This window comes from Corynebacterium gottingense (assembly GCF_007559235.1).
Classification (GTDB): Bacteria; Actinomycetota; Actinomycetes; order Mycobacteriales; family Mycobacteriaceae; genus Corynebacterium; species Corynebacterium gottingense.
Genome location: NZ_VMHH01000007.1, coordinates 1 through 21,036, shown reverse-complemented (window position 1 = coordinate 21,036; position 21,036 = coordinate 1). Strand labels below are relative to the sequence as shown.

The 21,036-nt window shown below is 64.7% G+C and carries 15 protein-coding genes, 5 tRNA genes and 1 pseudogene; 16 read left to right on the top strand and 5 right to left on the bottom strand.

The window, feature by feature from the left end; translation table 11 throughout:
• Positions 1-32 precede the first annotated feature (32 nt).
• Positions 33-332, bottom strand: a complete 300-nt coding sequence (locus FPH17_RS08550) for a metal-sensitive transcriptional regulator (RefSeq protein WP_095279017.1) — start codon at positions 330-332, stop codon at positions 33-35.
• Between the two features lie 101 nt (positions 333-433).
• Between FPH17_RS08550 and FPH17_RS08545 the strand changes: the two genes are divergently transcribed.
• From FPH17_RS08545 to FPH17_RS08525, 5 genes are all read left to right on the top strand, one after another.
• A tRNA-Glu gene (locus FPH17_RS08545) sits at positions 434-509 on the top strand.
• 34 nt (positions 510-543) lie between these two features.
• Positions 544-620: transfer RNA gene (locus FPH17_RS08540), tRNA-Asp, on the top strand.
• A gap of 159 nt (positions 621-779) precedes the next feature.
• Positions 780-2,798, top strand: a complete 2,019-nt coding sequence (locus FPH17_RS08535; RefSeq protein ID WP_154879858.1) for a vWA domain-containing protein — start codon at positions 780-782, stop codon at positions 2,796-2,798.
• 178 nt (positions 2,799-2,976) lie between these two features.
• A complete protein-coding gene (locus tag FPH17_RS08530) occupies positions 2,977-4,881 on the top strand; it encodes a vWA domain-containing protein (RefSeq protein WP_167496799.1) in 1,905 nt (634 codons plus the stop codon).
• Positions 4,882-5,350: 469 nt separating this feature from the next.
• Positions 5,351-5,418: transfer RNA gene (locus FPH17_RS08525), tRNA-Asp, on the top strand.
• 644 nt (positions 5,419-6,062) lie between these two features.
• Here FPH17_RS08525 and FPH17_RS08520 read toward each other — a convergent pair.
• Positions 6,063-7,571 (bottom strand): annotated as a pseudogene (locus tag FPH17_RS08520) (alanine/glycine:cation symporter family protein); the annotation flags it as partial.
• A 187-nt stretch (positions 7,572-7,758) separates the two neighbouring features.
• Here FPH17_RS08520 and FPH17_RS08515 point away from each other — a divergent pair.
• On the top strand, positions 7,759-9,207 hold the full coding sequence (locus FPH17_RS08515) for a YjiH family protein (RefSeq protein ID WP_154879852.1): 1,449 nt from the start codon (positions 7,759-7,761) through the stop codon (positions 9,205-9,207).
• Positions 9,208-9,218: 11 nt separating this feature from the next.
• Here the strand turns inward: FPH17_RS08515 and hutG are convergent, their stop codons facing one another.
• Positions 9,219-10,169, bottom strand: a complete 951-nt coding sequence (gene hutG / locus FPH17_RS08510) for a formimidoylglutamase (RefSeq protein ID WP_154879850.1) — start codon at positions 10,167-10,169, stop codon at positions 9,219-9,221.
• 36 nt (positions 10,170-10,205) lie between these two features.
• Here hutG and FPH17_RS08505 point away from each other — a divergent pair, with 36 nt between their 5' ends.
• The 8 genes from FPH17_RS08505 to FPH17_RS08470 all read left to right on the top strand — a co-directional run bounded on the left by FPH17_RS08505 (position 10,206) and on the right by FPH17_RS08470 (position 16,494).
• Positions 10,206-10,940, top strand: a complete 735-nt coding sequence (locus tag FPH17_RS08505) for an IclR family transcriptional regulator (RefSeq protein ID WP_154879848.1) — start codon at positions 10,206-10,208, stop codon at positions 10,938-10,940.
• 33 nt (positions 10,941-10,973) lie between these two features.
• Complete coding sequence (hutH, locus tag FPH17_RS08500) at positions 10,974-12,521, top strand: histidine ammonia-lyase (RefSeq protein WP_154879846.1); 1,548 nt, start codon at positions 10,974-10,976, stop codon at positions 12,519-12,521.
• A gap of 117 nt (positions 12,522-12,638) precedes the next feature.
• Entirely contained in the window at positions 12,639-14,333 is a 1,695-nt protein-coding gene (hutU, locus tag FPH17_RS08495; RefSeq protein ID WP_154879844.1) for a urocanate hydratase, read from the top strand.
• A 10-nt stretch (positions 14,334-14,343) separates the two neighbouring features.
• A complete protein-coding gene (gene hutI / locus FPH17_RS08490) occupies positions 14,344-15,534 on the top strand; it encodes an imidazolonepropionase (protein ID WP_154879842.1) in 1,191 nt (396 codons plus the stop codon).
• A gap of 51 nt (positions 15,535-15,585) precedes the next feature.
• Positions 15,586-15,927 carry a hypothetical protein gene (locus FPH17_RS08485; RefSeq protein ID WP_154879840.1) on the top strand — a complete coding sequence of 114 codons (342 nt, stop codon included), beginning with the start codon at positions 15,586-15,588 and terminating at the stop codon, positions 15,925-15,927.
• A gap of 1 nt (position 15,928) precedes the next feature.
• Positions 15,929-16,002 (top strand) — tRNA-Asp (locus tag FPH17_RS08480).
• A gap of 21 nt (positions 16,003-16,023) precedes the next feature.
• Positions 16,024-16,096 (top strand) — tRNA-Phe (locus tag FPH17_RS08475).
• A gap of 101 nt (positions 16,097-16,197) precedes the next feature.
• A complete protein-coding gene (locus FPH17_RS08470) occupies positions 16,198-16,494 on the top strand; it encodes a GNAT family N-acetyltransferase (RefSeq protein ID WP_154879838.1) in 297 nt (98 codons plus the stop codon).
• A 6-nt stretch (positions 16,495-16,500) separates the two neighbouring features.
• On the opposite strand, the gene epsC is transcribed toward FPH17_RS08470, so the two are convergent.
• Together epsC and cysK are read right to left on the bottom strand one after the other, a co-directional pair.
• Positions 16,501-17,088: a serine O-acetyltransferase EpsC gene (gene epsC, locus FPH17_RS08465; protein ID WP_154879836.1), complete on the bottom strand. Its 588-nt coding sequence runs from the start codon at positions 17,086-17,088 to the stop codon at positions 16,501-16,503.
• A 124-nt stretch (positions 17,089-17,212) separates the two neighbouring features.
• A complete protein-coding gene (cysK, locus tag FPH17_RS08460) occupies positions 17,213-18,148 on the bottom strand; it encodes a cysteine synthase A (RefSeq protein ID WP_154880011.1) in 936 nt (311 codons plus the stop codon).
• Positions 18,149-18,458: 310 nt separating this feature from the next.
• Here cysK and ramA point away from each other — a divergent pair, with 310 nt between their 5' ends.
• Together ramA and murA are read left to right on the top strand one after the other, a co-directional pair.
• Positions 18,459-19,298: an acetate metabolism transcriptional regulator RamA gene (gene ramA, locus FPH17_RS08455; protein ID WP_095536338.1), complete on the top strand. Its 840-nt coding sequence runs from the start codon at positions 18,459-18,461 to the stop codon at positions 19,296-19,298.
• 54 nt (positions 19,299-19,352) lie between these two features.
• Positions 19,353-20,609, top strand: coding sequence for a UDP-N-acetylglucosamine 1-carboxyvinyltransferase (gene murA, locus FPH17_RS08450; protein WP_154879834.1), 1,257 nt, complete (start codon positions 19,353-19,355; stop codon positions 20,607-20,609).
• Positions 20,610-21,036 lie beyond the last annotated feature (427 nt).

The window sequence follows — 21,036 nt, the reverse complement described above, 5'->3', positions numbered from 1 at the left end:
GGGCAGCGTGGGCGTCGAAAAGCGACTGCCTCTTAGGACTTCACCATCCGCTTGATGGCCAGCATGGCTTCGGCGACCTTCTCGTCGGCCTGGTCGTCGCCCGCGGCGAGCGCGCCCTTCACACAGTGGTTGAGGTGGTCCTCCAGCAGGGCGAGGCCGAGGTTTTCCAGGGCGGAGTCGATCGCCGCGATTTGGGTGAGGATGTCAATGCAGTACTGGTCCTCATCCACCATCCGGTGAATGCCGCGAACCTGTCCCTCGATGCGCTTGAGGCGGGCGAGGTAGCGGGACTTCTCATCAAAGTAGCCGTGCTGGCACGAGTCTTCTTGCATGCGGTCATCTTAACCGACCTCTACCAGGGGGTAAGAAACGCGGTGTGCGCAGCCGTTTTGCTATTTTCACAGGCGATGAACTAGATTGGGTCAAGTCGCTAGCCCCCATCGTCTAGAGGCCTAGGACTCCGCCCTTTCACGGCGGCAACACGGGTTCGAATCCCGTTGGGGGTACCAGTGATCCCCGTTACGGTGGGGGTTGCAGTGCGATGGCCCTGTGGCGCAGTTGGTTAGCGCGCCGCCCTGTCACGGCGGAGGTCGCGGGTTCAAGTCCCGTCAGGGTCGCCAAATATCAAGCCAGTTCCCAAGCACGGGAGCTGGCTTTTTTGCGTTTCAGAGGGTCCTGGTTTAGTCACCCAAAGAAGTCCCTGACACCTGTTGCACCACTACGACTAGTCCTTTACTGTTGTCTGTGATACTTGTCATAACCTGGATGGGAGTTTGGGAATGTCTCACACAATACGGTTTGGGCGCACGCAGGCAGTGGTGGCATTGCTACTGACCATCGCGTGCGCCGCAATGTGGATGGCGCCAGCGTTCGCCACCGAATCGAGCACGGCGGTCAGCACCGAAACGAAAACGCTGTCGAGCTCGACGACGCGGGTGAAAGAGGGCAAGGGGGCGTCGGCAAGCACTGGCTCCGCCGACGCGAAAGCGGCGCTCATCCTCGACGCGTCCTTCTCCATGCTCGAGGAGGACGCGGATGGGCCGCGTATCGACGCCGCGAAGAAGGCCACGAACGAGCTGGTTGATTCCCTGCCGGACACGGCGAAAATGGGCCTACTCACGTACGGCGCGCAGGAATCGAATGCGCCCGACAACAGGGAGCGGGGCTGCAAAGACATCCAGCGTCTCGTACCCGTGGACACGATAGACAAGGCGGAATTTAAGTCCGCTATCGACAGGCTGACGCCGAAGGGCTACACCCCGATGGGCAATGCGTTGCGCAAGGCCGCGGACGAACTGGGCAACGATGGTGAGCGCTCGATCATCCTGGTCTCCGACGGCATTGATACATGCGCGCCGCCTGAGGTGTGCGATGTGGCCAAGGAGCTCGCGGGGCAGGGCGTGGACTTGACCATTCACACCGTTGGATTCAAGGCCGATGAGGATGCCCGCGCGGAACTCGAGTGCATCGCCGAGGCCGGCGGCGGGCAGTTCCTCGAGGCGGCGGACTCGACGAGTCTGGCGGAGTCGTTGAAGTTCCTCTCCCAGCGCTCGGTGACCAAGTACCAGACGGCGGGCACGCACTTCGAATTCTCGGACACGCCTGAAGACGCGAAATGGCTGGGGGAGGGGCAGTACCAGACCACGGTGACGCCGGACCGCGTCTCCCTGACCGACCGCTACTTCCGCATCTCTGTGCCGCCGCGCCATCACGCGCGCATGGTGTTCACGCCGATGAGGCAGACTGAAGGAACCTATGAGGACTCCCACCTGAAGATCGACCCTGCTGAGGTGACCAACCAGGGCGACCCGGAGTGTGGCTGGATCCCCACCGCGAACACCGAGTTCGACTCCGGTGGGCCGGGCTTTGGCATCGACGCCGCGAACGCATCTGTTGAACGCAACGACGAGGACGACATGGAATGCGACATGAGCGACATTCTGGTGAAGATGCAGATTTCCAACGACGGCGACGAGGTGAGCGACGACATCGCGCTCGAGGTCAACGTGTTCTACGAGCCGATCCCCTCGGACGAGCAAGCGACTGAGTGGAAGGATCGCCGCATCACCAGCGCCGGCGACTACTTGGGGGAGATGCCGATTGACAACCCGCAGCCGATTTCCGGCGGCACCGGGTTCAACGATGCGGTGGAGATCTCCGAGGGTTCGTACTCCGACACAATCATCCCGGGCGAGTTCAAGTTCTTCAAGATCCCGGTGACCTACGGACAGCGGCCCGTCCTTAGGGCGAAAACGCCGCCGTCTGTGGCGCGCAATGCGGATGACATTGGCTTTGGAATTTTCGACCCGTTGCGCAACGAGGTTGCGAGCGGCAAGCTCATCTTCTTCGATGACGCGGAAGAATCCGATCCGGAAACCTTGAACCAATACGTGTGGTACGACAGCAACACTCCGTATCAAGGCGACTACTACGTCTGGTTCGGTATGGGCTGGGTGAGCGATGGCTACGGCATTGCGGGTGTGGATCAGCCGTACGAGTTCGAGGTTGTCATGGACGGCGAGCCCGCCAACGGCGGCCCGGATTGGACGCCGACGCATGAGGACGGGCCGGAGCCCTCGGACGAGCCGATCAAGTTTGATGCGGCGGACGGCGCTGCGACGACGTCGGCCTCGCAGGAGGAGAGCGACGATGACCAGGAAGTCAACGCTACGAGCGACGAGCAGGACGGCGGCTTTGGGCTGGTGCCGACGCTGCTGGGTGGCCTGCTGGTGCTTCTGCTGATCGCTGCGGCCGTGGTGTTTGTCATCGTGCGCAAGCAGCGCGGTAACTGGCAATAGGTTGCCGGTGGTCAAACCCGGACACCTAACGGACGTATACCAGAAAGGGAAATGAGCAATGTCGCATGTAAGAGAGAAAAGCAGTGCCGTGGCTGTGCTGATACTTGCCGCCGCGTGCGTGCTGATATGGGTCGCACCGGCTTTTGCGACTGAGACGGCAACGTCAACGAATCGGCCCGTGGAATCGAGCACCGCGGTGAGCACGGAGACGAGAACGCTGTCGAGTTCGACTGTGCGGGCGTCGGCAAGCGAAGGCTCGGCGGACGCGAAAGCCGCGCTGATTTTGGATTCTTCGTTTTCGATGCTTGAGGAGGATGCCGATGGGCCGCGTATCGACGCGGCGAAGAAGGCGACCCATGAGCTGATTGATTCGCTGCCGGATACTGCGCAGATGGGCTTTTTTGCCTATGGTGCGCAGGAGTCCAACGCACCTGACAATAGGGAAAAGGGCTGCAGAGACATTCAGCGCCTTGTTCCAATCGGCGAGGTGGATAAGCAGGAGTTCAGCTCGGCTATCGACGGGCTCACGCCGAAGGGGTACACACCGATGGGCAATGCACTGCGTAAGGCCGCGGAGGAACTCGGGAATGAGGGCGAGCGCTCCATCATCCTGGTCTCCGACGGCATTGATACGTGTGCGCCGCCGGAAGTCTGTGACGTGGCCAAGGAGCTTGCGGGCCAGGGCGTGGATCTGACGATCCATACGGTCGGCTTCAAGGCGGACGAGGAGGCTCGTGCGGAGCTAGAGTGTATCGCGGAAGCTGGCGGCGGGCAGTTCCTAGAGGCGGCCGATGCGAGCAGCCTGGCGCAGTCGCTGAAGTTTCTGGCCCAGCGCGGGGTGGAGAAGTACGAAACCGGCGGCACAGAGTTTGAGTTCTCGGACACCCCAGAGGGCGCGAAGTGGCTGGGCGAAGGCCAGTACCAGACCACGGTGACCCCGGACCGGGGTACTCCGAAGGACCGGTACTTCCGCATTTCCGTGCCCCCGCGCCACCACGCGCGCGTGGTCTTCACACCGGTGTGGCAGACCGACGGTATGTCGGAAAAGGGCCACTTAAAGATTGAGCCGGTGGAGGTGACTAACGAGGGCGACGAAGAATGCGGCTGGTTCCCGACGACGCACACCGCGTTCGTTTCTTCTGGGCCGGACTACGGGATCGACTCTGCGAATGCCTCGGCAGAGCGCAATGATGAGGATGACATGGAGTGCGATATGAGCGACATCCTGGTCAAGACGCAGATCTCCGACGTCACGGGCGTTGACACCGGGGACATCGGGCTCGAGGTCAGTGTGTTCTATGAGCCTATTCCCAGCGATGAGGAGAAAACTGAGTGGTCAGACGGCAAAATTATTAAAGCTGGCGACTACCTTGGTGAGATGCCGATGAAGAACCCCGAGCCAATTTCCGGCGGCACGGGTTTCAACAATGCGGTTGAGATCACCGAGGGCACGTACTCCGACAACATCGTTCCCGGCGAGTTCAGGTTCTTCAAGATTCCGGTGGCCTACGGGCAGCGGCCGGTGGTGAAGATGAAAACGCCGGAGTCGGTCGCGCACAACGCCGATAGCCTCGGCTTCGGCATCTACGATCCGATGCGCAACGAGCTCGTGCGCACCCCGTTGAACTTCTTCATGGATGCAGCCGAATCTGACGCGGAAACGCTGAGCCAGTACGTGTGGCACGGCACCCATACCCCTTACCAGGGCGAGTACTACATCTGGGTCGGCATGGGGTGGGTGCATGAAGGCTACGACGTCGCTGGCGTAGAGCAGCCTTTCGAGTTTGAGGTGGTCATGGACGGCGAGCCCGCCAACGGCGGCCCGGATTGGACGCCGACGCATGAGGACGGGCCGGAGCCCTCGGACGAGCCGATCAAGTTTGATGCGGCGGATAGCACAGCCGAGACGTCCGCTTCGCAGGAGGAGAGCGACGATGACCAGGAGGTCAACGCTGCGAGCGACGAGCAGGATGGCGGCTTCGGGCTGGTGCCGACGCTGCTCGGCGGCCTGCTGGTGCTGCTGCTGATCGTCGCAGCTGTGGTGTTTGTCATCGTGCGGAGGCAGCGCGGCAACTGGCAGTAGATTTGCACGCAAGATGACAGGACATCGGTTGCGAAGATGCCCCTTCGCCTTGAGAGCGTTTTGTAACGCCAGTGGCAATGTGTGCAGGAATTGAACGATGTCGCACAGGCGAAGAGAGGTCACGCTGGGGCGGTAATCGTGCTTGCTGTTCTGTGCCATGCTGATGTGGGCGGAGCCCGTGATCGCAACGGAAACGGCGACGGTTTCAGGGACGGCGACGCGGGCGTCGGCAAGCGAAGGCTCCGTCGACGCGGAGAACGCAATCAACCTTGCTTACCGGCCCGGCATGCCGATACCGTGGCAGATCAGGGTGGCGGGGAAAGGGATACGGATAACGCCAGTGTGCAACATTCGGCGCTGAGAAAAACCTCTTGAAGTGCAGGTATGTTGCTTTTGCCGGTGCCATGAAAGTAGTAATCCGTGCCCAAGAGAGCACGAAGCCCGAGAGAGCACAACAAAAGAATAAGGCCCTGTGGCGCAGTTGGTTAGCGCGCTGCCCTGTCACGGCGGAGGTCACGGGTTCAAGTCCCGTCAGGAGCGCGTCCGTCAGGGGCGCGTCACGGGCGCCAAACGTACTGCCAGATCCCAGCCGCGGGAATTGGCTTTTCGCTATTCGGACCTGTGTCGCTGCATTTCTGAGGTTAAGGCCTAGAGGCCACGGGCGTAGGCGGGTGCGGTCGAGGCTCTGCAGGTCATTTCTAAACCGCATTTGTCGGACTGCACATTCGGCTGTTTTTGCGGGGAATGTGTCGTGTGACTAACGCAGTTTAGAAGGGGAGCTGCTGTGCGAGCAGGGGCTGCAGTGGAGCTGCGGGCGGGCAGCGGCAGTGGGCTAAATGCAGTGGTACGGCGAGCGCCACGGTGAGCGGGACCGGTATCAGGCACCGGCAACAGGCAACGACAGCAGACAGTGGCACCGACAGCGTGCGCCGAGTAGGACGTTCGCGCACGCAAAAGCCCCGCACCGTTCCCTGAACGAGTTCGGGAGCAGTGCGGGACTCGCTGTCGCCTAAGCGGGCGCGCGGAACGGGTCCTGCAGACCGGCGCTAGCGAACGATCGTAGAGCCAGAGCCAGAGCCAGTGCCAGTGCCAGAGCCAGTGCCGTTCGCGGTGCCGTCCGTCGAACCGTCGGTAGTCGCCGAGGACGCGGCGGTGGTGACCACCTTGCCCTCGACACCCGGCCAGGTGCCGGCTTCGATCATGCGCTGCTTGCGCTCCACCCAGAAGTCGGCGTTCTGGATGCCCAGTGCCTCGGGGTCGAACTGCGGGTCCAGCCCGGCCTTCTTCTGGCGGCGGTAGTCCCACAGGCACTTCATGGCCGGGACCTGGAGGAAGATAATGGCGACGATGTTCAGCCACGCGGTGGCGCCCACGCCGATGTCGCCAAGCGCCCAGGCGGTACCCGGGGTGGTGGTGGCCCCGACGAAGACGGCGATGATGATGAGGGCGCGCAGCAACCAGATGATGGCCTTGCGGGCAGCCTCGTTCTTTACCCAGCGGTTCAGGTACGTGAAGTTTGTCTCCGCCATGTAGTAGTAGGCCAGCACCGTGGTGAAGGCGAAGAACATGATGGCAAGGGCGATGAACGCTGGCCCCAGCCCGGACGCGATGGAGTTCAGGCCTTCCTGAACGAAGCCGGGGCCGACGGCAACGCCGTCGGGCAGGGAGCCGTCGTAAAGCACTGCTCCATCCTCGGACTGTCCCTCGAAGACCTTGTACATGTCGGTGGAAATGATGATGAATGCGGTGGCCGAGCAGACGAACAGCGTGTCCACGTAGACGGCGAAGGCCTGGACGAAGCCCTGCTTCGCCGGGTGGGAGACCTCCGCGGCCGCTGCGGACTGCGGGCCGGTGCCCTGGCCGGCCTCGTTGGAGTAGATGCCGCGCTTCACACCCCACATAATGGCCGCGCCCAGCATGCCGGAGAACGCCGCTTCCTTGTCAAAGGCCGCACGGACGATGGTGCCGAAGACCTCGGGGATCTGCGAAGCGTTGGCGAACAGCACCACGATCGCAATGATGATGTAAATGCCGGCCATGAACGGCACGACCATGGACGCGAAGTTGGCGATGCGCTTCACGCCACCGATGATGATGAACGCGAGGAGCACGGCCATGATGGTCGCGGAGATCCACACGTTGACGCCCCAGGCGTTGTCCACGGCGGCCGCGACACCGTTGGCCTGGATGCCGGGCAGGAAGTAGGACGTTGCGAGCAGCATGCAGACGGCGAAGATGATGGCGTAGACCAGCATGAACGGCTTCGCAGCGGTGTGCTTGTACGCCTTCTCGATGTAGTACGCCGGGCCGCCCCGGTACTCGCCGGTGTCTCGGTCGGTCTCCTTGTAAATCTGCGCCAGACAGCACTCGATGAACGACGTCGCCGAGCCCAAAAGCGCCACCAGCCACATCCAGAAGACAGCGCCCGGGCCGCCGAACGCGATGGCGGTGGCGACGCCGGCGATGTTGCCCACGCCGACGCGGCCGGCCAGGGAGATCATGAGTGACTGGAACGACGAAATGCCCTGGTCCGAGCTCTCGCCGGACTTGAGCTGCCGGATCATGTCGGGGAAGCAGCGGATCTGCAAAAACAGTGTCGCGAGCGTGAAATAGGCACCCGCGCCGAGGCAGAGATAGACGAGCCAGTTGGACCATATGACGCTATTGACGGTGTCAATAAAGCCTTCCATGGAGCCCTCCTTACAGGGTTGACCTGGGGTAAATGTGCGGTACCCATGAATCTAAACCATCGAGTTGTGCCGTGGGTCACTTTCGTGAAAAAATTATTGCCAATCACTCCGGGGCGTCATCTGTGGTGTAGAAAACCACGCGGAGGTGGGCCCGCCGTGCGATCTCGAAGAACGTGAAAGGACTTCTATGGAGACAACCCCACCGCAGCCGCACTCGCGGCGCCGGTTTAGCCCCGCCTGGCCGGTCAAGGACTTGCCCGCCGGCTCGAGCGTGCTCATCCAGGGGCTGAGCGATGACGGACCAAGCGAGCAAGGCGCAACCGGCACCCCAGACGCGGATCCGAAGCCCAAGGCGGTCTGGCGCTTCTTTGTCTACAGCGCGATCGGCCTGTTCGCGTTCTTCATCCCGTTTTCCGTGGGTGGCTCGAAGTCGACGATTCTGCTGGACCACATCGTCACCTGGATCACGAGCACCCTCGGCGAGGGCACCCACTACCTGGCGCTGCTGGCCATCATCGTGGGCACCGTCTACCAGTTCGTGTCCGGGAGGTGGAAGGAGGACTTCGCCCGCACGACCTTCGCCCTCCTGTCCGTGCTGGCGATCGTCTTGTGCGCGATGCTTACCTTCGGGTTCGGCCCCTCCTGGCTGTTCAACCCGGACATCGGCCCGTTCATCCTGGATAAGCTGGTCGTCGCGGTGGGCTTGCTCATCCCGGTCGGCGCGATCTTCCTCGGCCTGCTCGTCGGGTTCGGCCTGATGGAATTTATCGGCGTGCTCGTTCAGCCGATCATGCGCCCGGTCTTCCACACACCGGGCAAGTCCGCGGTGGACGCCGTGGCGTCGTTCCTCGGTTCCTACTCGCTGGGCCTGCTCATCACGGACCGCATGTACAAAAACGGCAGCTACAACGGCCGCGAAGCCGCGATCGTCGCGTCTGGCTTCTCCACTGTGTCCGCGACCTTCATGGTCATCGTGGCCAAGACGCTGGACATGATGGAGCACTGGAACGCGTACTTCTTCATCACCTTCATCATCACGTTCATCGTCACCGCGATCGTGGTGCGCATCCCGCCGATTACCCGCATTCCCGAGGAATACGCGCCGGGCGCCACCCCGCACCCGGAGAAGCCCATTACCGGCAACCGGTTCAAGGCCGCGTGGCGCGAGGCGAAGAAGGAGCTCAACTGCGCCGAGCCGCTGCACAAGGTCTTGTGGGTCAACTTCCGTGACGGCCTCATCATGGCCGTGCAGGTCACCCCGGGCATCATGTCCGTGGGCGTGATCGGCCTGGTCCTGGCCACCTACACGCCGGTGTTCAAGGCGCTGGGCGTCGTGTTCTTCCCCATCGTGTGGCTACTGCGCTTGCCGGACCCGTGGGCCACCTCGGGCGCGCTCGCCACGGGCCTTGCGGAGATGTTCCTGCCGGCCACGCTCACTGCGGGCACGGACGACATGGTGCTCAAGTTCACCATCGCCGTGGTGTGCGTGAGCCAGATCTTCTTCTTCTCCGCAATGGTGCCCGCAGTGCTGGCCACGGACATCCCGCTCAACATCGGGAAGATGATCGCCATCTGGTTCATCCGCGTCGTGCTCACCGTGCTGATCACGGTGCCGGTGGCCCACCTGCTGTTCTAGGGGCCTTTTGCTTATCGACGCCCCGTGGCCCCCACCACCGCGTCATCTATCAACCGCGCCGCAGCCTTTGCGGTGCGGTTATCCACGTCGAACTCCGGGTTGAGCTCCACGACGTCCAGGAGCGCAATCCGGCCGGTGGAGGCCACCGCGGCGACCATCGCGCGCAACGCGGCGTAGTCCACCCCGAACCCGGCGGGCGCGGACACCCCGGGCGCCACGGCGGCCGGCAACACGTCCAGGTCAATAGACAGGTGGATCGGCAGGTCCCCCTCCACTGCGGCGAGGGCGCGCTGGGCGGCCTCGCGCACTGTCATTGCCGCCAGCTCCGTGTCCAGCACCGTGGTCACGCCGAGCTGCTCGGCGGTATCGAAGAGCACCTTGGTGTTGTTGGGTCGCGAGATGCCGAAGACGGAGTAGTCGAAGCCGTCCCCCACCAGCTCCGCGATCTGTCTGAATGGCGTGCCGGAGGTCGGCCGGTCGGCGGTGCGCAGGTCGAAGTGCGCGTCAAAATTGATCACCTGCATCGGCCCGAGCGCCTCGTACGCCCCGCGGTGGGTGGCAAAGGACGTCTCGTGTCCGCCGCCGAGCACGACCGTCATGCCGGCGGGGCCCTGCGCGGCGACCAGGTCGCGGACGCGGTCGGACACCTCGCGCTGTGCGGTCTCGAGGTCGTCGTCTTGGGTGGTGACGGTGCCGGCGTCGATAAGCTTTCGCTGCTCGTGCACGGCGAGCGAGCCGAGCGCGGCGCGCAACGCGGCGGGACCTTGCGCGGCGCCCTGCCGGCCACCGTTGCGCTCAACGCCTTCGTCGGACGCGAAGCCGATGAGGTGCACGGCGCCTGCAGTAGGGCCGGCCGCAGTGTCGATCGTGCTGTGCCAGCGCGCGTGCTCGGGGCCCGGGCCGTCGTTGCGGCCAGACCATTCGGATGCGGGGGAGAACAAAGGGGCGGTAACGGTATTCATGCCACCCGAGCCTAGCGCCGTTGCATACTAGGCGGGATGAATTCACCTCAAGTCCCGGCCGCGCACAATGTTCTGCGCATCCTCGCCCTGCTGTCCGCCTCGGACGTGCCGCTTTCCGCCACCCGTATCCAGCGCGAGCTAGGCCTCCCGCGCTCGAGTACGTACCACCTGCTCCGCGAGCTGGAGGATTCCGGCTTTGTCGTCCATTTGAGCCAGGCGGGCACCTACGGGCTGGGGCTGGCCTCGTACCGCATGGCGCAGGCGTACACCACGCAGCAGCCGCTGGTGCGCCTGGCCACCGCGCCGCTCGCCCGGATTGCGGAGCTGGCCGGCGGGTCAGCGCACCTCACCAGGCTCGCCGGCGCCGAGACCGTCTACCTCCACGAGGTGCGCGCGCCGGGCGCCGCTTCGCTGGTCACGGAGGTCGGCGTGCGCCTGCCCTCGCTCTCCACCGCCTCGGGGCGCATCATGCTTGCGCATCTGCCGGAGCCGGAGCTGCGCGCGGTGTTCAATGCTTCCGGGTCGCGCCGCAGCTTCCGCGAGTGCAAGGAGGAGCTGCACGCTTATCGACGCCAAGGGTGGGCCACAGAATCCCAAGATGTCTCCCGCGGGCAGGAGTCGGTCGCCGTGGCGGTGCTCGACCACCTCTCGCGCCCGGCGGCCGCGCTGGCGGTGACGTATCCGGTGGGCAGCGCCGACGAGCGGAAGCTGACGTCCGCGCTTGCCGACGCCGCCGCGCACCTGCGCGCACATTTCTTCGGCCAGTTATGAGATTGAACACATTCATGGTCTATTATCGCGCCCATGACAAACAAGCAGACAGTTTCAGTAGGAATCGGCGCACTGACCATCGAGGACGTCGTCGCCGTCGCCCGCCACGGCGCTGAGGTGGCCATCGACCCGGCCGCGCTCGAAGAAATCGCCACCACCCGCACACGCATCGAGGAACTCGCCGCAGACCCCACTCCCGTCTACGGCGTCTCCACCGGCTTCGGCGCGCTTGCCACCCGCCACATCCCCGAGGAGCTGCGCGCCCAGCTGCAGGTCTCGCTCGTGCGCTCCCACGCAGCCGGCTCTGGCCCCGAGGTCGAGGAAGAGGTCATCCGCGCGCTCATGCTGCTGCGCCTGTCCACCCTGTGCACGGGCCGCACCGGCGTTCGCCCCGTCGTTGCAGAGACGTACGCGGCGGCGCTGAACGCGGGCATCACCCCGGTCGTGCGCGAGTACGGCTCGCTCGGCTGCTCCGGCGACCTCGCGCCGCTGGCCCACTGCGCGCTCGCCCTGCTGGGGGAGGGCGAGGTCCGCGTGCGAGGCGGCGAGGTCGTGCCAGCGGCCGACGCGCTGTCGCAGGCGGGGATTGAGCCGCTCGTCCTGCGCGAGAAGGAGGGCCTGGCACTCATCAACGGCACCGACGGCATGCTCGGCATGCTGTGCCTGGCCATCGCGGACCTGCGCGAAGCTGCCAAGGTGTCCGACATCGCGACCGCCATGACCGTGGAGGGGCTCACCGGCACGCTCACCGTGTTCGACGACGACCTCCAGCAGCTGCGCCCGCACCCGGGGCAGGCCGACGCCGCCTACAACATCCGCACCGTGGCTGCTGGCTCGCCGATTTTGGCGGCCGCGCGCGAGGAGTTCAAGGCCACCCGCGTGCAGGACGCGTACTCCGTGCGCTGCACGCCGCAGGTTGCCGGCGGCTTGCGCGACACGCTCGCGCACGTCACCGCCGTGGCGAACCGGGAGCTCGCCTCCGCCATCGACAACCCGGTGGTGACCAAGGACGGCCGAGTGTCCTCCAACGGCAACTTCCACGGCGCGCCGGTGGCCTACGCGTTGGACTTCTTGGCCATTGTGGTCGCCGACTTGGCGTCGATAAGCGAGCGCCGCTCCGATCGCTTCCTTGACCCGGCCCGCAACCGCGGGCTCAACGCCTTCCTCGCCGACGACCCCGGCGTGGACTCCGGTCACATGATCGCGCAGTACACGCAGGCCGGAATTGTCAGCGAGCTCAAGCGAAACGCCACGCCCGCTTCCGCCGACTCGATCCCATCGTCCGCGATGCAGGAGGACCACGTGTCCATGGGTTGGGCCGCGGGGCGCAAGCTGCGCCGCAGCGTTGACGGGCTGCAGCGTGTGCTCGCCGTGGAGATCCTCACCGCCGCGCGCGCCCTGGACATGCGCGAGGGCGAACCGGCAGCCGGTACCGCGGCAGCAATTGGGGCGCTTCGTGCGCTTGTCGACGCCCCCGCGACGGACCGTGTCCTGGCTCCGGAGATGGAGCATTCCGTGCAGCTGGTGAAGGGCGGTGACTACGTGGCGGCCGTGGAAGCCGTGGTCGGCGAGCTGCGGTAGGGGCTCGCGGGTGTCTCGCATACGAGACACCCCACCGTATATCACCCTTTTGTCCTCTTGTGATGACCGTTACTCTCATTACCGTAAGTCGGTTGGACAACACGAAAGGACATTTCCATGGCGAAGAACTGGTCTGAAGGCGCGCGCGAGGTCCGTGCACCGCGAGGCACTGACATCACCGCGAAGTCTTGGCAGACTGAAGCCCCGCTGCGCATGCTGCAGAACAACCTCGACCCGGAGGTTGCGGAGCGCCCGGATGACCTCGTCGTCTACGGCGGCACCGGCCGCGCCGCGCGCAGCTGGAAGGCGTTCGACGCGATTGTGGAAACTCTGAAGGACCTCGAGTCCGACGAGACGCTGCTGGTGCAGTCCGGCAAGCCGGTTGGCGTGTGGAAGACCAACGAGTGGGCCCCGCGCGTGCTCATTGCCAATTCCAACCTGGTCGGAGACTGGGCGAACTGGGAGCACTTCCGCAAGCTCGAGGACGAGGGCCTGATGATGTACGGCCAGATGACGGCCGGTTCCTGGATCTACATTGCCACCCAGGGCATCCTGCAGGGCACCTACGAGACGTTCGCGGCGGTGGCGAAGAAGCGTTTCGACGGCACCCTCGCCGGCACCCTCACGTTGACCGGCGGCTGCGGTGGCATGGGCGGCGCGCAGCCGCTGTCCGTCACCCTTAACGGCGGCGCCTGCCTCATCGTGGACGTCGACGAGGCCCGCCTGAAGCGTCGCCAGGGCAAGCGCTACCTCGACGAGGTCACGACTGACCTCGAGGAGGCCATCAAGCTGGTCACCGAGGCGAAGGAGGAGAAGCGCGCCCTGTCCGTCGGCCTGGTGGGCAACGCTGCAGAGGTCTTCCCGGAGATGCTGCGCCGCCACCGCGCGGGCGAGTTGACCGTGGACATCGTCACGGACCAGACCTCCGCGCACGACCCGTTGTCCTACCTGCCCACTGAGATCCCGTTTGAGAGCTGGAACGCCGAGGCGGACGAGGACCCGACCACCTTTACCAAGAAGGCTCGCGAGGCCATGGCCACGCAGGTCCAGGCGATGGTGGAGTTCCAGGACGAGGGTGCCGAGGTGTTCGACTACGGCAACTCCATCCGCGACGAGGCGCGCAAGGCCGGCTACACCCGCGCCTTCGAGTTCCCGGGCTTCGTCCCGGCGTACATCCGCCCGCTGTTCTGTGAGGGCCTCGGCCCGTTCCGCTGGGTCGCGCTGTCCGGCGACCCGGAGGACATCAAGGTCACCGACCAGGCCATCAAGGAGGCATTCCCGGACAACGAGCACCTGCACCGCTGGCTCGACGCGGCCGAGGAATACGTCGAGTTCGAGGGCCTGCCGGCGCGCATCTGCTGGCTGGGCTACGGCGAGCGCGCCAAAGCCGGCGTGATCTTTAACAACCTGGTCAAGGAAGGCAAGGTCAAGGCGCCGATTGTTATCGGCCGCGACCACCTGGACTCCGGCTCTGTGGCCTCCCCGTACCGCGAGACCGAGTCCATGCTCGACGGCACCGACGCCGTTGCTGACTGGCCGCTGCTCAACGCCATGACCGCGGTCTCCGGCGGCGCGACCTGGGTGTCCATTCACCACGGCGGCGGCGTGGGCATGGGCCGCTCGATCCACACCGGCCAGGTCACCGTCGCCGACGGCACCGAGCTCGCCGAGGCGAAGCTCAAGGCCGTGCTGACCAACGACCCGGGCATGGGCGTGATCCGCCACGTGGACGCCGGCTACTCCCGTGCCAACGAGGTGGCCAAAGAGCGCGGCGTGCGCATCCCCATGGAGTTCCACGCGCGCGACAAGTAGAAAGGAACCCATGAGCACCCTTATCACCGGAATTTCAGAGCTCCGCACCGTCTCAGAGCTCGGGACCATCAAAGACGCCGCATTGCTTATCGACGATGGCGTGGTCGCCTGGGCCGGCCCCGCCGACGAAGCCCCGGCGGAGGCAAGCAACGCCGAAACCGTGGACGTGGGCAACCGCGCCGTCCTGCCCGGCTGGGTGGACTCGCACACGCACATGGTCTTCGACGGCAACCGCGCCGAGGAGTTCGAGGCCCGCATGGCCGGCGAGTCCTACGCCGCCGGCGGCATCGCCGTGACCATGGAGGCCACCCGATCCGCTGGCGAGGAGCGCCTGGACCAGCTGGTGGCCGAGCGCGTCGCAGCCGCCCACGCGCTGGGCACCACCACCTTCGAGACTAAGACCGGCTACGGCCTCAACGTCGAGTCCGAGGCGGAGGCCGCGCGCGTGGCCTCGCGCCACGTCGACGAGGTCACCTTCCTCGGCGCCCACCTCGTGCCGCCGGGGGAGGAGGCCGACGAGTACCTCGAGCAGGTCGTCGGCCCGATGCTGGAGGCGGTGAAGGACCACGTGCAGTGGATCGACGTCTTCTGCGAGCGCGGCGCGTTCGACGAGGCGCAGTCCCGCCGCGTCCTTGAGGCCGGCAAGGCCGCGGGTCTGGGCGTGCGCGTCCACGGCAACCAGCTCGGCGAGGGCCCCGGCGTGAAGCTCGCCGTGGAGCAGGGCGCCGCCAGCGTCGACCACGTCAACTACCTTTCCGACGAGGACATTCAGCTCCTCGCCGGTTCCGACACCGTCGCCACGCTGCTGCCCGCTTGCGACCTGTCCACGCGCGAGGAGCTCGCGCCGGGCCGAGCGCTTCTCGACGCCGGCGCCACCGTCGCCATCGCCTCCAACCTCAACCCGGGCACGTCCTTCACCTCCTCGATGAACTTCTGCGTGACCACCGCGGTCCTGCAGCAGCGCCTCACCCTCGACGAGGCCATCGAGGCAGCCACCACCGGCGGCGCGAAGGCGCTGCGGCGCCACGACGTCGGTGGCGGCAAGGACCCGCAGGGCCGCCCCGCGAAGGGCACGCTCGCGCCGGGCGCGGCGGCGGATCTGCACATCCTGGACGCCGACAACGCCATCAACCTGGCGTACCGGCCCGGTATGCCGATCACCTGGCAGACCTGGGTCGCCGGGAAGAAGGTGTACGGGTAGGGGCGGCTGCGTGGGCGTCGATAAGCATCTGCGAGGGCTACACTCCACGGTGTGAACCACCAGGTAGCCGCAGCAGATGCCCACGACGTCATCGTCGTCGAGCACAACCTGGCGCTGGTCTCGCGCGTGGACTACGTCATCGACCTCGGCCCGGGTGCCGGCTCTGCTGGTGACAAGGTGGTGGCTGCGGGAACGGCGCGAGAGCTCGCGGACAAGCATGCGCACACCGGGTCCGAGACCGGGCGGTACCTCGCAATGCAGGAGTCCAAGCGCGCCGCCCAGAAATGGGGTCTGCGCAGGCGATTTGCTTGCCCGCACGGGGTCTGTGTAATGTATCAACTCGTGCGAGCGACAGTGCGACACACTGAAGGAATCGCACAGACAACACAATAATGGCCCTGTGGCGCAGTTGGTTAGCGCGCCGCCCTGTCACGGCGGAGGTCGCGGGTTCAAGTCCCGTCAGGGTCGCTGAACTGCCTGAGCAGTTCTGGCTAGATAGCTCAGTCGGTAGAGCACACGCCTGAAAAGTGTGGGGTCGCCAGTTCGATCCTGGCTCTAGCCACACCCCAGCCCCTCCACAATGTGGAGGGGCTTCGTGCTTTCGGTAGGCTGGGCCACCGATTGAGCGAACACTCTCTGACGGACTTCTCAGAAGGAGCGATCATGCCCGAGACTTCACAAGCAAACGTGGAACTGTCCAAGAATGAGGACAAGAGTCAGTACGAGATCCATGTGGACGGCGAGCTCGCCGGTTTTGCCACCTACAAGGACAGCGGCTCCGCGCGCGAGCTGCCGCACACCGTCGTGGACCCGAAGTTTCGCGGCGAGGGCCTGTCCAAGCCGCTGATCAAGTTCGCGCTTGACGACGTCCGCGGGGACAACCTCAGCGTTGTCCCCTCCTGCCCGGCGGTCGCCCGCTACATCGTGCAGAATCCGGAGTACAAGGACCTGGTGGAGTAAGCGCTCCTAGATGACGTACTGCCCGTTGTCGAAGTAGCTGTCCGGGTCCACCAGGCGCCGCAGCTCCGTATCCTTGCGCTCGCGCGCCTTCGCCGGGATGCCCACGGCAATGGAGTTCTCGGGGATGTCCTTGGTCACCACGGCGTTTGCGCCGACGGCCGAGTTCGCCCCGATCGTGACGGGCCCGAGCACCTTCGCGCCCGCGCCAATGGTGACGTTGTCTCCAATCGTCGGGTGCCGCTTCGTCTGCGTCAGCACCTGCCCGCCGAGGGTGACGCCGTGGTAAAGCATGACGCCGTCGCCGATCTCGGCGGTCTCGCCGATGACAATGCCCATCCCGTGGTCGATGAAGAATCGGCGGCCAATGATCGCGCCCGGGTGGATCTCAATTCCGGTAAAAAAGCGGTTGGCCTGCGCGAGGATGCGCGCCGCGCCCTTCCATTCCCGCTCCCACATCCAGTGGCAGACGCGGTGGACCCAGATCGCGTGCAGCCCTGAATACACCACCGCGTTTTCCAGATCGCCGCGCGCTGCGGGGTCGTGCTCCCTGGCGTTGGCCAGGTCTTCTCTCATGCGGGAAATTACGCTCAGCATGACGGGTAGTCTACCGACTCTTCTCGGACAAGCGCGCAAATAAAAAAGCACCACGGGGCCAGTTCAGTTCAGTTCAGGCTCGTGGTGCTTTTCGACGCCGCGCAGTCCGCGGCCAACGCTTCCGCTAGTCGCGGATGTCCTCGTAGAGGATGGTGGAGACGTAGCGCTCACCGAAGTCCGGGATGATGACCACGATGGTCTTGCCCTCGTTCTCCGGGCGCTCGGCCAGCTCGAGTGCGGCTTTCACGTTCGCGCCGGCGGAGATGCCGGCGAGGACGGCGTCCTCGCGAGCCAGCTCGCGGGAGGTGGACACGGCGTCCTCGTTGGAGACGGTGATGATCTCGTCGATCTGGTTGCGGTCAAAGGTGCCCGGGATGAAGTTGGCGCCCAGGCCCTGGATCTTGTGCGGGCCGGCCTCGCCGGTGGACAGCAGCGGGGACGCAGCGGGCTCGACGGCCACGTTCTTCACGTCCGGCTTCTGCTCCTTGAGGTACTTGCCGGCACCGGAGATGGTGCCGCCGGTGCCCACACCCGCGACGAGGATGTCGACCTCGCCGTCGGTGTCGTTCCAAATCTCCGGGCCGGTGGTGGCGTAGTGGATGGCCGGGTTGGCCTCGTTCTCAAACTGGCGAGCCAGGATCGCGCCTTCATCATTAGCCACGATCTCGTCGGCCTTCTCCACGGCGCCCTTCATGCCGGCTGCGCCCGGGGTGAGGACGATCTCTGCGCCGAACGCGCGCAGGACCACGCGACGCTCAATGGACATGGTCTCCGGCATGGTCAGGATGACCTTGTAGCCCTTGGCCGCGCCAGCCAGTGCGAGGGCGATGCCGGTGTTGCCGGAGGTTGCCTCGACGATGGTGCCGCCCGGCTTCAGGTCGCCGGACTTCTCAGCGGCCTCAATGATGGCCTTACCAATGCGGTCCTTCACCGAGTTTGCCGGGTTGTAGAACTCCAGCTTGGCCAGCACGCGGGCCTTGGAATCCTTGGACACACCGTGCAGTTCAACGAGCGGGGTGTTGCCGATGAGCTCGAGGACGTTGTTGGCGATCTTTGCCATGGTGATCAGCTCCTTGCTGTTCATATCCAAATCCGTTGTGCGGCCAACTATACACGGATAAAACAGACAATGTAGTCTCACGGCGATAGACTGAATGGTCTAGCTAGTGTGAGGGAGGGGCGCGGGGGCGTCGATAAGCGAAGGCCCGCCGCCCCCAAAAACCACACCCGCGCGTGTGAATACAGCGGGAGGGGTGAACTTTGGCTACCCCCAAAGTCGCGTTATGATGGTTGGGATTCAACGTCAAGTTCAACTCGCGGGTGACCCCGTGGGGACACTCAGATGGGTGGAAGGCTCAACAGCAATGACCATGGACGCACAGCGGATCAAGGACGATGACGATGCGATTCGGGCAGCCCTGACGGCGCTGAAGACGGCGACCGGCATCCCCGTTGCCATGTACGGCACGCTGCTACCGGACAGCAGGCTGCAGATCACCCAGTGGATCGGGCTGCGCACTCCCGCGCTGCAGGACCTCGTGCTGGACAGCGGCTCCGGCGTTGGCGGTCGCGTGGTGAGTACGCGCCGCGCCGTTGGCGTCTCGGACTACACGCGTGCGGCGGTCATTTCACACGAGTACGACAAGCAGATCCAGGACGAGGGGCTGCACTCCGTTGTCGCTGTCCCGGTCATCGTGCTGCGCGATATTCGCGGTGTCCTCTACGTTGGCGTCCACTCGCCGGTGCGGCTGGGGGAGAAGGTGATCGAGGAGGTTGCGATGACGGCGCGCACCCTCGAGCAGGAGCTGGCCGTGAACGCCGCGCTTCGCAACGCCGACGGGGGCAAGGGGACGGCCAAGGTGGGGCGCGTGATGAACGGCGCGGAGTGGGAGCAGATCCGCTCCACGCACTCCAAGTTGCGCATGCTGGCCAACCGGGTCGACGACGACGCACTCCGCAAGGAGCTCGAGCAGCTTTGTGACCAAATGGTCTCACCCGTCCGCGTCAAGCAGTCGACCAAGCTTTCGGCCCGCGAGCTGGACGTGCTGTCCTGCGTCGCGCTCGGCCACACCAACGTTGAGGCGGCCGAAGAAATGGGCATCGGCGCCGAGACCGTCAAGTCCTACCTGCGCAGCGTGATGCGCAAACTCGGCGCGCACACCCGCTACGAGGCGGTCAACGCCGCGCGCCGCATCGGTGCCTTGCCGTAAAGCTTTTTGCTTATCGACGCCACGCTGCACCCCGAGTTGAGTACAGTAGGCCCCGTGAAAGAGCGATTTCTTGTAACTGGCGGTAACCGACTCGAAGGCGTGGTCAAGGTCGACGGCGCGAAAAACAGTGTGCTGAAGCTGATGGCCGCGGCACTCCTGGCGGAGGGTACGACGACGCTGCACAACTGCCCCGAAATCCTCGACGTTCCGCTCATGCGCGACGTGCTCATCGGGCTCGGCTGTGACGTCGACATCGACGGCTCGACCGTCCGCATTACCACCCCGGCCACCGTCTCTCCCCGCGCCGACTTCGACGCAGTACGCCAGTTCCGCGCCTCCGTCGCCGTGCTCGGGCCGTTGGTGGCGCGCTGCCATGAGGCATATGTGGCGCTGCCGGGCGGCGACGCGATCGGGTCGCGACCGCTGGATATGCACCAATCCGGCCTGGAAAAGCTGGGTGCTACGACGCACATCGAGCACGGCGCCGTCGTCGCGCGCGCCGAGACGCTCACGGGCGCGAAGATCAGTCTGGACTTTCCGTCTGTCGGCGCGACCGAGAACATCCTCACCGCGTCCGTCCTTGCGGAGGGGCAAACGGTGCTGGACAACGCCGCGCGCGAGCCCGAGGTTGTCGACCTCTGCAACATGCTTAACTCCATGGGCGCGAAGATCAGCGGCGCTGGCACCTCCACCATCACCATCGACGGTGTGGACAAGCTGCGTCCCACCGAGCACTCCGTGGTGGGCGACCGTATCGTGGCAGGTACCTGGGCATACGCGGCCGCGATCACCCGCGGCGACATCACCGTGACCGGTATCGCCCCGCGCCACCTGCACCTTGCGCTGTCCAAGCTCAAGCTCGCGGGCGCGAACGTGGAAACCTACGACAACGGGTTCCGCGTCCGCATGGACCAGCGCCCCAAGGCGGTGGACTACCAGACGTTGCCGTTCCCCGGGTTCCCGACGGATCTGCAACCCATGGCCATCGCAATCAGCGCGGTCGCCGAGGGCGTCACCGTGATCACGGAGAATGTGTTCGAGGCCCGCTTCCGCTTTGTCGACGAGATGCTTCGCCTGGGTGCCGACGCCAATGTCGACGGCCACCACGTGGTCATCAGGGGAGTGGAACACCTCTCATCCACTGACGTGTGGTCCAGCGATATTCGCGCCGGCGCCGGACTCGTGCTCGCTGGCCTGGTCGCCGATGGGCAGACGACCGTGCACGATGTCCACCACATTGACCGCGGATACCCCAAGTTTGTCGAGCAGATCAACGAGCTCGGCGGCAAGATCGAGCGTTCGCTTGCGTAAGCGTGTTTAAGTGACATCTTTAACGCGCGATTTATGCCCCGTACGCTGGGGATTTGTGTTGGTGTTTGGGTGTGTGTAACTTTATGTGAGTCAGCGAGACCGACAACGCCCCGCCAGACAGACTCCGCAAGGGAGTGGGACTGGTGAGACGGCGGTCAGGAAAACGATCGCTGGCCGACATAAGAAAATATGGACTTCGGTCCGGTTGGGTCAAGGATTTGACTTTCGGATTGTGGTTTGTGTAGTGTCGATAAAGTCGCTTTTTACAGCTGCCGGGTGATTCGCCCGGTGGTGGGTAAATGTGCGTGTGTTGTTTGAGAACTCGATAGTGTGCCAATGTACTTTTGTTTGTGGATTGGTTGCGTGCCTGTGTTGTGCTGGCTGCACTTTTGGTGTGGTTGGTGTGTGCCGGTGGCGCTGCTTGTGA